This window comes from Aeromonas sp. DNRA1 (assembly GCF_963888745.1).
GTDB classification, from domain to species: Bacteria; Pseudomonadota; Gammaproteobacteria; order Enterobacterales; family Aeromonadaceae; genus Aeromonas; species Aeromonas hydrophila.
In genome coordinates this window covers 158,782-172,377 of record NZ_CAWPKQ010000001.1, presented here as the reverse complement: position 1 = coordinate 172,377, position 13,596 = coordinate 158,782, and the positions used below count along the sequence as shown (strand labels likewise).

Annotated in this window: 14 protein-coding genes; 6 read left to right on the top strand and 8 right to left on the bottom strand. The window is 63.0% G+C overall.

Going from position 1 to position 13,596, the window contains the following annotated elements; genetic code table 11:
- Positions 1-193: 193 nt before the first annotated feature.
- From araA to AACQ43_RS00720, 3 genes are read right to left on the bottom strand one after another with little or no spacing between them, the layout of a single operon-like run.
- Positions 194-1,693, bottom strand: coding sequence for an L-arabinose isomerase (gene araA / locus AACQ43_RS00730; protein ID WP_168965432.1), 1,500 nt, complete (start codon positions 1,691-1,693; stop codon positions 194-196).
- Positions 1,694-1,708: 15 nt separating this feature from the next.
- Complete coding sequence (locus AACQ43_RS00725; protein WP_076360556.1) at positions 1,709-2,407, bottom strand: L-ribulose-5-phosphate 4-epimerase; 699 nt, start codon at positions 2,405-2,407, stop codon at positions 1,709-1,711.
- Positions 2,404-4,095 carry a ribulokinase gene (locus AACQ43_RS00720; protein WP_168965430.1) on the bottom strand — a complete coding sequence of 564 codons (1,692 nt, stop codon included), beginning with the start codon at positions 4,093-4,095 and terminating at the stop codon, positions 2,404-2,406. Before AACQ43_RS00720 ends, AACQ43_RS00725 begins: the two co-directional genes overlap by 4 nt.
- 361 nt (positions 4,096-4,456) lie before the next feature.
- Here AACQ43_RS00720 and AACQ43_RS00715 point away from each other — a divergent pair, with 361 nt between their 5' ends.
- The 4 genes from AACQ43_RS00715 (at position 4,457) to araC (ending at position 9,119) form a co-directional block, all read left to right on the top strand.
- Entirely contained in the window at positions 4,457-5,440 is a 984-nt protein-coding gene (locus AACQ43_RS00715; RefSeq protein WP_168965428.1) for an arabinose ABC transporter substrate-binding protein, read from the top strand.
- Between the two features lie 72 nt (positions 5,441-5,512).
- A complete protein-coding gene (gene araG, locus AACQ43_RS00710; protein WP_168965426.1) occupies positions 5,513-7,012 on the top strand; it encodes an L-arabinose ABC transporter ATP-binding protein AraG in 1,500 nt (499 codons plus the stop codon).
- Positions 7,013-7,060: 48 nt separating this feature from the next.
- Positions 7,061-8,062, top strand: coding sequence for an L-arabinose ABC transporter permease AraH (gene araH, locus AACQ43_RS00705; protein ID WP_029303215.1), 1,002 nt, complete (start codon positions 7,061-7,063; stop codon positions 8,060-8,062).
- Between the two features lie 145 nt (positions 8,063-8,207).
- A complete protein-coding gene (araC, locus tag AACQ43_RS00700; protein WP_016350490.1) occupies positions 8,208-9,119 on the top strand; it encodes an arabinose operon transcriptional regulator AraC in 912 nt (303 codons plus the stop codon).
- A gap of 94 nt (positions 9,120-9,213) precedes the next feature.
- Here the strand turns inward: araC and AACQ43_RS00695 are convergent, their stop codons facing one another.
- Entirely contained in the window at positions 9,214-10,119 is a 906-nt protein-coding gene (locus AACQ43_RS00695) for a LysR family transcriptional regulator (RefSeq protein WP_168965424.1), read from the bottom strand.
- Positions 10,120-10,242: 123 nt separating this feature from the next.
- On the opposite strand from AACQ43_RS00695, the gene AACQ43_RS00690 reads away from it, so the two are divergent.
- The gene (locus tag AACQ43_RS00690) at positions 10,243-11,109 is read left to right on the top strand and encodes a pirin family protein (protein ID WP_168965422.1); all 867 of its coding nucleotides are present in this window, start codon (positions 10,243-10,245) and stop codon (positions 11,107-11,109) included.
- Positions 11,110-11,159: 50 nt separating this feature from the next.
- Here the strand turns inward: AACQ43_RS00690 and ykgO are convergent, their stop codons facing one another.
- Entirely contained in the window at positions 11,160-11,285 is a 126-nt protein-coding gene (gene ykgO, locus AACQ43_RS00685) for a type B 50S ribosomal protein L36 (protein WP_005300174.1), read from the bottom strand.
- Positions 11,282-11,551, bottom strand: a complete 270-nt coding sequence (locus AACQ43_RS00680; protein WP_073349990.1) for a type B 50S ribosomal protein L31 — start codon at positions 11,549-11,551, stop codon at positions 11,282-11,284. The genes ykgO and AACQ43_RS00680 overlap by 4 nt, the downstream gene beginning before the upstream one ends.
- 256 nt (positions 11,552-11,807) lie before the next feature.
- Between AACQ43_RS00680 and AACQ43_RS00675 the strand changes: the two genes are divergently transcribed.
- A complete protein-coding gene (locus tag AACQ43_RS00675) occupies positions 11,808-12,056 on the top strand; it encodes a DinI family protein (protein ID WP_011705785.1) in 249 nt (82 codons plus the stop codon).
- 137 nt (positions 12,057-12,193) lie between these two features.
- Here the strand turns inward: AACQ43_RS00675 and AACQ43_RS00670 are convergent, their stop codons facing one another.
- Together AACQ43_RS00670 and AACQ43_RS00665 are read right to left on the bottom strand one after the other, a co-directional pair.
- Positions 12,194-12,997, bottom strand: a complete 804-nt coding sequence (locus AACQ43_RS00670; RefSeq protein WP_168965420.1) for a DUF2927 domain-containing protein — start codon at positions 12,995-12,997, stop codon at positions 12,194-12,196.
- A 24-nt stretch (positions 12,998-13,021) separates the two neighbouring features.
- Positions 13,022-13,525: a M48 family metallopeptidase gene (locus tag AACQ43_RS00665; protein ID WP_011705787.1), complete on the bottom strand. Its 504-nt coding sequence runs from the start codon at positions 13,523-13,525 to the stop codon at positions 13,022-13,024.
- Positions 13,526-13,596 lie beyond the last annotated feature (71 nt).

Genomic DNA, 13,596 nt, shown 5'->3' with positions numbered 1-13,596 from the left:
GCCAGGGTGGGGGTGCCATGCACCTCGGTTGCCTGCATGGTAAACCATAGCGCAGGCAGAACGAAGGGCAGACCGGCCGGCTGCCGCTTTATTGGGCAGACCTGCATCAATGGAAGATGCAAAGGAGGGAAGGGGAGAGAGTAAAAAGAGACAGCCCCGTTGGCGGGGCTGTCCAGGTTTTCTGGTGGCGGGCTCAGTGGCAGATCTTGTAGTAGACCTCGTTCCAGCGCAACTGCTCCTTGAGTTCGGGGATCCGGGTATGCTCGTCAATCACCACGCACTCGATGCCCATGAGGTCGGCGAAGGTGCGCAGCTGCGCGATATCCACCGACTGGGTGAACACCGAGTGGTGGGCGGCGCCCGCCAGGATCCAGGCCTCGGCGCTGGTCTGCAGGCCCGGCATGGGCTGCCACAGGGCGCTGGCCACCGGCAGTTTCGGCATGGCCTCTGGCAGGTCCACCACCTCGAGCTGATTGACCACCAGCCGGAAGCGGTTGCCCAGATCGATGAGGCTCGCATTGACCGCCTTGCCGGCGGGGGCCGCGAACAGCAGGCGGGCCGGGTCGGCCTTCTTGCCTATCCCTAAATGCTGGGCATCCAGCACGGGTTTATTGGCGGCGATGGAGGGGCAGACCTCCAGCATGTGGGCGCCCAGCACCAGGTTGTTGCCCGCCTCCAGGTGGTAGGTGTAGTCCTCCATGAAGGAAGTGCCGCCCGCAAGCCCGGCCCCCATCACCTTGAGGGTGCGCAGCAGGGCCGCGGTCTTCCAGTCTCCCTCTGCGCCGAAACCGAAGCCTTGCTGCATCAGGCGCTGACAGGCCAGCCCCGGCAACTGGTGCAGGCCGTGAAGGTCTTCAAAGGTGGTGGTGAAGGCGCCAAAACCGCCGTCGGTGAGGAACTTCTTCATCCCCAGCTCCTGGCGCGCCGCCTCATAGAGGGAGGAGCGCAGCACCCCGCCCGCCTGCACCGCCCCGGTCAGGGTGTAGGTTTCTTCGTATTCGGCCAGCAGCGCCTCGATGTCGCTTGCGGGCACGGCGTCGATCACCTTCACCAGATCGCCGACCGGGTGGTAGTTCACCTGATAGCCGAACTGGATCTGGGCTTCAATCTTGTCGCCCTCGGTGACCGCCACGTTGCGCATGTTGTCGCCAAAGCGGGCGATCTTCAAGTGGCGGCTGTCGTGAATGGCGGCAGCGACCCGCATCCAGTTGCCCAGCTTGCGGTGGGCCTCTTCATCCTGCCAGTGACCGACCACCACGGTGCGCGGCAGCCGCAGCCGGGCACCCATGAAGCCGAACTCACGGCCACCGTGGGCGGTCTGGTTCAGGTTCATGAAGTCCATGTCGATCTCGCTCCACGGCAGATCCCGGTTGAACTGGGTGTGGAACTGCAGCAGGGGTTTTTGCAACTGACTCAGCGCCGGGATCCACATCTTGGCGGGGGAGAAGGTGTGCATCCACACCATGAGCCCGGCGCAGCGCTCGTCATGGTTGGCATCCCTGGCGACACTGCTTATCTCGTCGAGGGTGGTGCCGGTGGGCTTGAGCACGATCTTGACCGGCAGGCCGGCGCGCTCGTTGAGCTGGCTGGTGATGGTGTGGGCGTGATCGGCCACCTGCTTCAGGGTGGCGGCGCCATACAGGTGCTGGCTGCCGACCAGAAACCACACTTCCAGCTGTTTCATCAATTCCATCTTGGTGTCCTCTGTTTACGCTTTTGTCTGGCCGTAATAGGCGTGTTTGCCATGTTTGCGCTGGTAGTGCTTCTCCAGCAGGTAATCGGGCAGGGGGCGGGCCCCGGGGTTGATCTGGCCGGTGAGCCAGGCCATGCGGGCCACCTCTTCCAGCACCACGGCGTTGTGTACCGCGTCCTCGGCGCTCTCGCCCCAGCTGAAGGGGCCGTGGTTGGCCACCAGCACCCCCGGCATGGTGAGGATGGGGGTCTGCTTGAGGGTCTCGACGATGAGATGCCCGGTCAGCCCCTCGTAATCCTCCTCGACCTCGCCCGGGGTGAGCAGGCGCGAGCAGGGGATCTCGCCGTGGAAGTAGTCGGCCTGGGTGGTGCCGAAAATGGGGATGGCACGCCCCGCCTGGGCCCAGGCGGTGGCGTGGGTGGAGTGGGTGTGCACCACGCCGCCCAGTTCCGGATAGGCGCGATAGAGCACCAGGTGGGTGGCGGTGTCGGAGGAGGGGCGCAAGGCGCCCTCCACCTGCTTGCCGGCCAGATCCAGCACCACCATGTCTTCGAGCAGCATCCGCTCGTAACTGACGCCGCTTGGCTTTATCACCACCAGATTGCGCTCTCGGTCGATGCCGCTGACGTTACCCCAGGTGAAGGTCACCAGCTCGTGGCGCGGCAGATCCAGGTTGGCGACGAGCACCTGCTCTTTGAGCATCTTGAGGTTCATGCCGGTACTCCCCGGTTGTAGAGGGGTTCGGCGGCGGCGCCCCAGGCGAGGTAGCGCTGGTAGAGGCGCTCGTATTCGGCGACCCGCTCAGGGTCAGGCTGGTGGGTGCGCTCCACGGCGCTCGCCATGTGGCGCTGGGCCTTGGCCACATCGGCGTGGATCCCGGCCGCCACGGCGGCAAAGATGGCCGCCCCCAGGGCGCAGCACTGATCCGAGGCCACCACCTGGATGGGCCTGTTCATCACGTCGGCGCAGGTCTGCATCACGGTGGCCGACTTGCGGGCGATGCCGCCAAGGGCGATCACCTGTTCCACCGGCACCTGCTGACTGGTCATGCACTCCATGATGCTGCGAGCCCCGAAGGCGGTGGAGGCGACCAGGGCACCGAACAGATCGGGCGCATCGGTGCCGAGGTTGAGCCCGGTGACGGTGCCCTGCAGGCGCTGGTTGGCGTAGGGGGTGCGGCGACCGTTGAACCAGTCGAGCACCACCGGCAGGTGGGCCAGATCGCGCTGCTGCTCCCAGGCAGAGGCAAGGCTTGGCAACAGCTCCCGCTTGTGGGCCTCGATGGCGGTGCGCAGCTCCGGATACTGGGCGGCGAGGCTCTCCAGCGGCCAGCCGAGCTGACGCTGATACCAGGCATAGATGTCGCCGAATGCCGATTGTCCCGCCTCCAGCCCCACCATGCCCGGCACCACGCTGCCGTCCACCTGGCCGCAGATCCCGGCAATGGCCCGATCACCTATGGTGGCCTCGTCGGCGATCAGGATGTCGCAGGTGGAGGTGCCTATCACCTTGACCAGCGCATTGTTGCCGGCCCCGGCCCCCACCGCCCCCATGTGGCAGTCAAAGGCGCCGCCGGCGATCACCACCTCGCAGGAGAGGTGCAGCCGCTCCGCCCACTCGGGGGTCAGGGTGCCGACCGGCAGATCGGCGGTCCAGCTGTCGGTAAAGAGCGGGTAGTCGAGATCCTCGGTCAGCAGCGGATCCAGCGCGTTGAGAAACTCGGCGGGGGGCAGGCCGCCCCAGCTCGGGTGCCAGAGGGACTTGTGGCCGGCGGAGCAGCGCCCGCGCTGGATGTCGGCCGGGGCCTGGGTGCCGCTCAGGATGGCGGGGACCCAGTCGCACAGCTCGATCCAGTTGCAGGCGGCGGCGCGCACCGCCGCGTCACTGCGGGAGATGTGCAGGATCTTGGCCCAGAACCACTCGGAGGAGTAGACCCCGCCGATGTAGCGGCTGTAGTCGGGGAACTGGCCGCCGTGGCACAGGGCGGTGATGGCCTCGGCCTCCTCGATGGCGGTGTGATCCTTCCACAGCACGAACATGGCGTTGGGGTTGTCGGCAAACTCCGGACGCAGGGCCAGCACACGGCCCTCCTCGTCGATGGGGGCTGGCGTCGAGCCTGTGCTGTCCACCCCGATGCCGCGCACGGCGGAGCGCTGACTCGGGGTGAGCTGGCTCACCACCGCCACCACCGCCTGCTCCATGGATTCCAGATAGTCGAGGGGGTGGTGGCGAAACTGGTTGGTGACCGGCTGACAGTAACGACCGGCCTGCCAGCGCGGGTAATAGACGACCTGGGTTGCCAACTCGGCGCCGTCGTGGCAGCGCACGGCGAGTGCCCTGACCGAATCGCTGCCGAAATCGAGTCCTATGGTGATCTGCTCGGACCTGGGGTGCTCAGACATAAGTGCTCCTGACCATCAATGAGGGGTGACTGGTGAGGAACCATAGGAGATGGACCGGACGGGCGGTTAGCCATTGGCTGCTGGAAATATGGACTTAAACGCTATACCGGCAAGAGGGTGACGGCCATCGAAGATCCGCTATGTGATTATTTTGCTGAAAACATAGACAAAACGGCTGCAATTTCATGGCGTGATCCTGCTCTCCATTTTTCCATGTGAAAACGATTACAACTTGGTTCGCTCAACTAGCAACAACAATAACGTCCTGTTTAAGCATGTTTTTATATGGCTGCGACTTGATTGACTCAAGGAGCAGCACTGCGTGGATACATGGATTGATAGAACACCTGGAGACACTCGCATGAACAAAATCGTTAACAGCATGATCGCAATGGGGTTTGCCCTTGGTATGGCAAATTCTGCTTTCTCGGCCGAGGCGCTGAAGCTGGGCTACCTGGTCAAGCAGCCGGAGGAGCCCTGGTTCCAGACCGAATGGAACTTCGCCGACAAGGCGGGCAAGGATCTCGGCTTCGAGGTGATCAAGATCGCCGTCCCCGATGGCGAGAAGACCCTCAATGCCATCGACAGCCTGGCTGCCAACGGCGCCAAGGGCTTCGTCATCTGCACTCCGGATCCCAAGCTCGGGGCCGCCATCATGGCCAAGGCCAACAGCATGGATCTGAAGGTCATCACGGTGGACGACCAGTTCGTCAACGCCAAGGGCCAGCCCATGGAGCAGGTGCCGCTGGTGATGATGGCCGCCACCAAGATTGGTGAACGCCAGGGCCAGGAGCTCTACAAGGAGATGCAAAAACGCCAGTGGGACGTGAGGGCGACCGGGGTGCTCGCCATCACCGCCGACGAGCTCGACACCGCCCGTCGCCGGGTCGAGGGCTCCTTGAGCGCGCTCAAGGCCGCCGGTTTCCCCGAGGCGCAGATCTACCGCTCACCCACCAAGGCCAACGACATTCCGGGGGCGTTGGATGCCGCCAACTCCATGCTGGTGCAGCACCCCGAGGTGAAGAACTGGCTCATCGTCGGCATGAATGACAATACGGTGCTGGGCGGCGTGCGCGCCACCGAAGGGCAGGGCTTCAAAGCCGAGAACGTCATCGGCATCGGCATCAACGGGGTGGATGCGGTGAACGAACTCTCCAAGTCCAGCGCCACCGGCTTTCTCGGCTCCCTGCTGCCAAGCCCGGACGTGCACGGCTACAAGAGCATCCAGATGCTCCATGACTGGGTGGTCAACGGCGCCGAGCCGGCCAAGTTCACCGAGGTGACCGATGTAGTGCTCATCACCCGCGACAACTTCAAGGTCGAGTTGCAGAAGAAAGGTCTGTGATTGACGCCATCTAAACCCTGACACCGAGACCGGCATGGCGCAGTGCGCCATGCCGGTCGGCTGGAGTGAAACATGAATCAGTCAGTTCCTTATCTGGAGTTTTGCGGCATCAGCAAGGAGTTTCCCGGCGTCAAGGCGCTGAAGAACGTCTCCTTCTGCTGCCAGCAGGGCACGGTGCACGCGCTGATGGGGGAAAACGGCGCGGGCAAGTCCACCCTGCTCAAGATCCTGAGCGGCTTTCAATCGCCCACCACCGGGGTGGTGAAGCTGGCCGGTCAGGAGCGGGTCTTTCAAAGCACGGTCGATGCGCTGGAGAGCGGGATCGCCATCATCTATCAGGAGTTGCACCTGGTACCCGAGATGACGGTGGCCGAGAACATCTATCTCGGTCAGCTGCCGACCCGGCGCGGGGTCATCGATCGGGAGAAGCTCTATCAGGATGCGGCCAGGCAGCTGGCGCGCCTCGGCATGGACGTCTCCCCCGAGACGCCGCTCAAGTACCTGTCGCTGGGGCAGTGGCAGATGGTGGAGATCGCCAAGGCGCTGACCCGGGATGCCAGCGTCATCGCCTTCGACGAGCCGACCAGCAGCCTGTCGTCGCGCGAGATTGAGCAGCTGTTTCGGGTCATCCGCCAGCTGCGTGACGAGGGCAAGGTCATCCTCTACGTCTCCCACCGGATGGATGAGATCTTCGCCCTGTGCGACGCCATCACGGTCTTCAAGGATGGCCAGTTCGTGCGCACCTTCGCCTCCATGGCCGAGGTGGACCGGGATCTGCTGGTCAAGACCATGGTGGGGCGCGAGCTGACCGACATCTATGGCTACAGCCCAAGGCCGCTTGGCGAGGCGGGCCTCAAAGTGGCGAACCTGATGGGGCCTGGGCTCAAGGCGCCGGTATCGTTCGAGGTCAAGCGCGGGGAGATCCTCGGCATCTTCGGGCTGGTGGGGGCCGGGCGCAGCGAGCTGATGAAGCTCATCTTCGGCGCCGACAAGATGGACAGCGGCGAGATAGCGGTGTTTGGCAAAAAGGTGGTCATTCAGAGCCCCATCGACGCCATTCGCAGCGGCATCATGCTATGTACCGAAGATCGCAAGGCGCTCGGCATCATCCCCATCCACTCGGTGCAGGAGAACATCAACATCAGTGCCCGCCGTCACCACGCGTGGGGGGGCTTCTGGATCAACCAGCAGTGGGAGGACGAGAACGCGAGGCTGCGGATCCGCGACATGCGGGTCAAGACCCCCTCTCCCCAGCAGGCCATCATGAATCTCTCCGGCGGCAACCAGCAGAAGGCCATTCTGGGGCGCTGGCTCTCCGAGGACATGAAGGTGATCTTGCTCGACGAGCCGACCCGCGGCATCGACGTCGGGGCAAAGAACGAGATTTACAACGTGATTTACGATCTGGCCAAGGTGGGCATCGCCGTGGTGGTGGTATCCAGCGAGTTGCCGGAAGTGCTGGGCATCGCGGACCGGATCATGGTCATGCGGGAGGGGGAGATCGCCGGCGAGCTTTCCCACGACGAGGCCAACGAGGTCAAGGCGCTCAATCTGGCCATGCCGGCCCGTTGAGCTGCTGACAGCAACGAGATAGCACCCGGAATTTTCAGGAGAAATACCATGACAACTACTACCTCAGTCGGCCAGGCCGCCAGCGCCGCGACGGCCAGCGGCTCCCGCCTGCAACTGGCCCGCGTCTGGGATCAATACGGCATGCTGGTGATCTTCGCCATCCTGTTCCTGCTGGCCTGCGTGCTGGTACCCAACTTCGCCAGCCTGATCAACATGCGCGGGCTCGGGCTCGCCGTCTCCATGTCGGGCATGGTGGCGTGCGGTATGCTGTTCTGCCTCGCCTCCGGCGAGTTCGACATGTCGGTGGGCTCAGTGGTGGCCTGCTCCGGCGTCGCCTGCGCGGTGGGCATCAACGCCACTGAGAGCATCACGGTGGGCATCCTGGCCGGCATGTCGGTGGGAGTGCTGTTTGGCCTCATCAACGGCATCGTCGTGGCAAAATTCAAGATCAACGCCCTCATCACCACCCTCGCCACCATGCAGATGGCGCGCGGGGTGGGCTACATCATCTCCGACGGCAAGGCGGTGGGCATCGTCGAGGAGCGTTTCTTCGAGCTCGGCAACTCCGCCCTGCTCGGCATCCCGACCCCGGTCTGGCTGACCGCCGTCTGCTTCGTGCTGTTCGGTCTGCTGCTCAACAAGACCACCTTCGGCCGCAACACCCTGGCCATGGGGGGCAATGAGGAGGCGGCGCGCCTGGCCGGGGTCAACGTGGTGCGCACCAAGATCATCATCTTCACCATGACCGGGCTGATTGCCTCCATCGCCGGCATCATACTCGCCTCGCGCATGACCTCGGGCCAGCCGATGACCTCGATCGGCTTCGAGCTGGTGGTGATCTCCGCTTGCGTGCTGGGAGGTGTTTCCATGAAGGGGGGGATCGGCAAGATCTCCTACATCATCGCCGGGGTGCTGATCCTGGGGCTGATGGAGAACGCCATGAACCTGCTCAACATCTCCCCGTTTGCCCAGTACGTGGTGCGTGGCCTCATCCTGCTCGCCGCCGTGCTGTTCGACCGCTACAAGCAGGTACGCAAGGCGCGCATCTGATCCCTGTCCAACCGGTGCAGGCCCGCGTGCTGCGGGCCTGCAGAGGGTTACTTCATGGCTTACGACACATCCCGTTGTGAGCCAGTTCACCAATTTCACACGGCGCCATGCGCCGGATAGCGCGTTCCCAAGGTGAGTCTTTACAATGGCCCAAGCCGATTTTTTTACCCAAGCGCTGTTTTCCGCCATGTCTTCGATGCAAAAAGAGAAGCCGAAACAACTCAACCCCCTGCTGCCGGGCTACGCCTTCGACGTCTTCCTGGTCTCGGGCATGACCCCCATCGAGCAAGGGAGTGCGCTCGACTTCATCATCGACCGGCCCCAGGGGATGAAGGGCTTCATCGTCAATCTGACCATCAGGGGCAAGGGGCAGATCTTTCAAGGGGAGCAGGCCTTCACTGTGGAGCCCGGTGACCTGCTGTTGTTCCCGCCGGCGGCGGTGCACCATTACGGCCGGGCGCCGGATGCCCAGGCGTGGTACCACCGCTGGGTCTATTTCCGGCCGCGGGCCTACTGGGCCGACTGGCTCAAGTGGCCGCAGGTGACGGAGCGGGTGGGGCGCCTGCAACTGGCGGACGCCGCCTTGCTCGCCGAGTTCGATGCCCTGTTCCTCGACATCGAGGAGACCCACCAGCAGCTGCGGCCCATGTCGGAGCAGCTGGCCATGAACCTGCTGGAGCGGCTGCTGATTCGCTGTTACGAAGCCTCCTCCCTTGATGCCTATCCCGCCATCGACCACCGGGTTCACCAGGCGTGCCAGATCTTAAGCGAGTCGCTGTGCGCCGAGATCTCGGTGGAGGCGCTGGCCGAGCTGGTGTTCTTGTCCCCCTCGCGCCTCGCCCACCTGTTTCGCGAGCAGGTGGGGGTGAGCATAGTGCGCTGGCGCGAGGATCAGCGCATCATGCGGGCCAAGCTGCTGCTGCAGACCACGCCGCTGTCGGTGGCCACCATAGGCCAGCAGGTGGGCTATGACGATCAGCTCTATTTCTCGCGGGTGTTTCGAAAGCGGGTGGGGGTGAGCCCCACCGAATACCGCAAGTGCGCCACCCCGCTGTGACCCCACTTGCTTGAGGTGGCGGCTTATCTTGTTCCTTCAGCGTCCACCCCATGATGGGGTGGCTGCCTGGGGCAGGGGGCCGCAGCTTTCTTCATCACTCCTCGTCGATGGCGGCGAAGCGCTCCACCAGATAGTCGATCAGTGCCCGCACCGAGGGGAGCAGGCCGCGCCGGGAGGGGAACACGGCGTGGATGAGTTCGGGCTTGGGCTCCCAGGCGGGCACCACCTTGACCAGGGTGGCGGCGGTCAGCTGCTCCAGCACCATCAACAGCGGCAACTGCACCACCCCGACCCCGGCCAGCGCCGCACTGCGCAGCGCCACCATGTCGGTGGTGACGAAGCGGGGCTGGTGAATGAGGTCGGCATGCGCCCCCTGCGGCCCGAACAGCGACCAGACATAGTGCTGCCGCGGCGCCCCCAGCCCCATGCTGGGCCAGCCGTGCAGATCCGCCGGCGCGGTGGGCAAGCCCTGCTGTGCGACGAGTGCCGGGCTGGCCACCAGGCACTGGCGACGCTGCGCCAGTATCCGGATCACCAGCTCGCTGTCCTGCAGCGGTGGCGGCCTGACCCGGATGGCCACATCGACCCCTTCGGCGATGGGGTCGATCCGCCGATTGGTCCCTTCCAGCTCGACCCTGATCTGCGGGTGACGGGCCATGAAATCCGCCAGCATGGGGCCGATATGGGTATGCAGCAGGGCGATGGGGCAGCTCATGCGGATCAGCCCGCAGGGCTCGGCCCGGGTCATCTCGATGGCGGCCTGCGCCGCCTCGGCCTCCACCAGCATCGCCTTGCAGTGCTCGTAATAGGTGCGGCCCAGCTCGGTCACCGCAAACTGGCGGGTCGAGCGCTGGAGCAGCCGCACGCCGAGCCGCTCTTCGAGCTGTGCTATCCGGCGGCTGAGGCGGGATTTGGGCATGCCGATGGCGCGGCCGGCGGGGGCAAAGCCGCCGTGATCCACCACCTGGACGAAGTAGTAGAGATCGTTCAGATCCTGCATAGGGTGCTCTCATCGTTCCAAAAATAGGACGTTGATGCCCAATTTAGCAGTCTACTCACCTGTTCGTCTCGAAACTATGCTGTCTCCAGTGTTCAATTCCACCGGATATGTCAGGAGCGACAGATGAAAAAGATCCTCGGCGTTTACAGCGCCCCCCGTCCTCACTGGGTAGGCGACGGCTTTCCCGTCCGCTCTCTCTTCTCCTACAGCAGCCACGGTAAGCAGCTGAGCCCCTTCCTGCTGCTCGACTATGCCGGCCCGGCCAACTTTACGCCGACCAGCCGGCCGCGCGGGGTGGGTGAACATCCCCATCGCGGTTTCGAGACGGTGACCATCGTCTACAAGGGCGAAGTGGCGCACCGGGATTCGACCGGTCGGGGCGGCGTGATAGGCCCGGGCGACGTGCAGTGGATGACCGCCGGTGCGGGTATCCTGCACGAGGAATTCCATGCCCCGGCCTTCAGCGAGTCGGGCGGTGAGCTGGAGATGGTGCAGTTGTGGGTGAATCTGCCGAGCCGGCACAAGATGACGCCGCCCGGCTACCAGCCCATCCTGGCGCGCGACATTCCGACGGTGGCACTGGCCAACGACGCGGGTTCGGTGCGGGTAATCGCCGGCGAGTTTGAGGGGGTCCGTGGCCCGGCCCGTACCTTCAGTCCGCTGCATGTCTGGGATCTGCGTCTGGTGCAGGGCAGTGTCAGCACACTCGAGTTGCCCGAAGGTTGGACCGGTGCGCTCATCGTGCTCAAGGGGATCGTGCAGGTCAACGGCAGTACCATCGCCCGGGAGGCGCAGATGGTGGTGCTGGACCGGGCAGGGCGGCAGGTCATGATCGAGGCAAACAGCGACGCCACTGTGCTGCTGCTGAGCGGTGATCCCATCGAGGAGCCCATCGTGGGTCACGGCCCCTTCGTGATGAACAGCCATGAGGAGATAGTGCAGGCCATCGATGACTTCAACAGCGGCAGATTCGGCGTGATGCCGGAGTGATAAATGGACAAGGCCCTCGCATGAGGGCCTTGTTTTTATGAGGCTGCGGATCAGCGCTGACGGGCCTTGAACCTGGGGTTGCTCTTGCAGATCACGAACAGCTTGCCGCGGCGGCGGACAATCTGGCAATCGGGGTGGCGCGACTTGGCTGATTTGAGGGAGGAGAGGACTTTCATGACTGCGCTTTTCCTTTGTTGAAAAACTGACCGAAACGCTGGCCGAAGCGGGCGACCTGACCTTCCTTGCTGACCTGCTTCTGCTTGCCGGTATAGAAGGGGTGTGACGCACTGGAGACATCCAGCGTCACATAGGGATAGGTATTGCCGTCTTCCCACTGCTTGGTGCGATCGGTCTTGAGGGTGGAACCCACCAGAAAATAGGTATTGGCGGTCAGGTCGTGGAACAGAACCTGACGGTACTCGGGGTGAATGTCGGGACGCATGATACTGGCCTTATAATTTGGTTGTTATAACATAACAAATAAATCATGCCTTTGTTGAGAATAGATATCAACAATTTTTTGTCTTGTGTGATGATGGGATGATATTGCCCAAGGGAGCTCTGCCTCTCCGGCAAGAGGGGTAGCCAGCCGGGTTTGGTGATGTCGCAGCGGGGTTGGCAACAAGAGGTGGATGACGCGCTTTACTTTTTACTTATACTGTATAAAAATACAGTTATAAATCATGGAGAAGTATCCTATGCGTCTGGAAATCATCATCGACAAAAAACATCAGGTGCCCACCTCGACCATGGAGGCGCTGCGTCAGGAGTTGCTCAAGCAACTGGGCGAAAAGTTCCCCGACCTGCATGTGCGGGTCGCCCCCGGCAGCGCCATGGCGCTGACGGTCAGCCGCGCCAGCAAGGAGGACAAGGAGCTGGCAGAAGCCATGGTGCAGGAGGTGTGGGAGAATGCCGACAGCTGGATGCCGGAGAGTGTTGCCTCCTGATCCCTTCGGATCGGGTGTCGAATACATGCAATCTGGATGGACAGAAAAAACGCAGCCCAAGGCTGCGTTTTTTGTTGCTGGTGGAATGAGATCCCGTGCTGATGGTGCGTCATCCCCCAGCCTTTAATCCTCAACCGTCAAAGCCCGGCCCAGCGTTTGAGACTGTTGACCTGCACCCGCTGATCGGCCTGGGCAATGTCGCCGCTGGCGCGTAGTGCCTTGAGGGCGACGGGCAGGGCGGCACGCACTTCGCTGGCCGTCATGCCGGCCTGCAGGGCCGGGTGATAGGCAAGCTTGAGCAGCACGTAATCGAGCCCGGTCGGGAAGCTGTCGATGCTGTTGTCGTTGAAGATGGAGGGGAACACCTTGTCCGAATCGTTGGGCAACCCCATCACCTGGGTGAGCTCCTCCACCACGCAGTCGAGAAAGCGCCCCTTGGCCCGGCTGTAATCCACCGGAATGATGATGGTGGCGCGGGCCATCTCGCGGCGGGTATTGGTGGTGAAGTTGGCCATGCAGAGCCCCTCCTTTAGCGCGGTCTTGACGGAGGCATCCTGCCCCATGGTGCGCTTGGCCCAGCTCGCCATCTTGGCGCGTTCGGTCATGATCAGGGTGATGTTGGGTCGCTCGCTGACCAGGGCGATGGGACGACCTATGATGCCGGCCAGATGCTGGCTTTGTACTTTGACCACCTCGTTTTGCAGCGCCTTGTCGCCAAATTCGTTGACCAGCTTGAGCCGGATGGGCTGTTCCCAGCGGGAGAAGCGCACGTTCTGTTCGTGGCCGTACTCCCGCTTCATGGCGACCTCAAAGAAACTCTCGGTGAGATAGGCATCGCTCTGCCAACGCTCGGCGGCTTGCAGCCAGGGGCTCAGCAACAGGAGTGCCGCCAGCCACCGGCCTGAGTGGCGCACGGCAAGGTAATGGCGCAATGAAGTCATGTCTCCTCCTTGAAACAGTCGGGATCAGCGCGTGGCCCGTTCGAGATCGCGCCAGGTGAGCCAGAGCCGCAGATCAAACTCCAGTTGATGATAGTCGGGCTCCATATGCTGACAGAGCTGATAAAAGCCCTTGTTGTGATCCTTCTCCTTCAGGTGGGCCAGCTCGTGCACCACTATCATCTTCAGGAAGGCCGGGTGGGCCTCCTTGAACAGGGCGGCGATGCGGATCTCGTTCTTGGCCTTGAGCTTGCTGCCCTGCACCCGGCTCACATAGGTGTGCAGGCCGAGGGCATCCTTGATCACGTTGATCTTGCCATCGAAGATCACCTTGGAAAGTGGCGCCGAGCTTTTCAGGTAGCGGTTCTTCAGCTCCATGGTGTAGGCGAGCAGTGCCTTGTCACTCTGGATGAGGTGGGTCTCTGGATAACGCTTGGCCAGCACGTCCCCCAGTTTGCCCGCCGCGATCAGCTGTTGCACCTGGGCCTTGAGGGGCTCGGGGTAGCCACCGAGGTAGGTCAGTTCCGCCATGTCTGCATTACTCGTCATATCAAAAGAGCGCCATTGTAGTCAGCGCGTCGCCTCTTGCCTACCGTTTCAGG

What these genes read in the sequence shown, in the direction of transcription:
- araA (WP_168965432.1), bottom strand. Translation starts at nt 1,693, where the DNA reads ATGGAATTGATGAAACAGCTGGAAGTGTGGTTTCTGGTCGGCAGCCAG.
- AACQ43_RS00725 (WP_076360556.1), bottom strand. Translation starts at nt 2,407, where the DNA reads ATGAACCTCAAGATGCTCAAAGAGCAGGTGCTCGTCGCCAACCTGGAT.
- AACQ43_RS00720 (WP_168965430.1), bottom strand. Translation starts at nt 4,095, where the DNA reads ATGTCTGAGCACCCCAGGTCCGAGCAGATCACCATAGGACTCGATTTC.
- AACQ43_RS00715 (WP_168965428.1), top strand. Translation starts at nt 4,457, where the DNA reads ATGAACAAAATCGTTAACAGCATGATCGCAATGGGGTTTGCCCTTGGT.
- araG (WP_168965426.1), top strand. Translation starts at nt 5,513, where the DNA reads ATGAATCAGTCAGTTCCTTATCTGGAGTTTTGCGGCATCAGCAAGGAG.
- araH (WP_029303215.1), top strand. Translation starts at nt 7,061, where the DNA reads ATGACAACTACTACCTCAGTCGGCCAGGCCGCCAGCGCCGCGACGGCC.
- araC (WP_016350490.1), top strand. Translation starts at nt 8,208, where the DNA reads ATGGCCCAAGCCGATTTTTTTACCCAAGCGCTGTTTTCCGCCATGTCT.
- AACQ43_RS00695 (WP_168965424.1), bottom strand. Translation starts at nt 10,119, where the DNA reads ATGCAGGATCTGAACGATCTCTACTACTTCGTCCAGGTGGTGGATCAC.
- AACQ43_RS00690 (WP_168965422.1), top strand. Translation starts at nt 10,243, where the DNA reads ATGAAAAAGATCCTCGGCGTTTACAGCGCCCCCCGTCCTCACTGGGTA.
- ykgO (WP_005300174.1), bottom strand. Translation starts at nt 11,285, where the DNA reads ATGAAAGTCCTCTCCTCCCTCAAATCAGCCAAGTCGCGCCACCCCGAT.
- AACQ43_RS00680 (WP_073349990.1), bottom strand. Translation starts at nt 11,551, where the DNA reads ATGCGTCCCGACATTCACCCCGAGTACCGTCAGGTTCTGTTCCACGAC.
- AACQ43_RS00675 (WP_011705785.1), top strand. Translation starts at nt 11,808, where the DNA reads ATGCGTCTGGAAATCATCATCGACAAAAAACATCAGGTGCCCACCTCG.
- AACQ43_RS00670 (WP_168965420.1), bottom strand. Translation starts at nt 12,997, where the DNA reads ATGACTTCATTGCGCCATTACCTTGCCGTGCGCCACTCAGGCCGGTGG.
- AACQ43_RS00665 (WP_011705787.1), bottom strand. Translation starts at nt 13,525, where the DNA reads ATGGCGGAACTGACCTACCTCGGTGGCTACCCCGAGCCCCTCAAGGCC.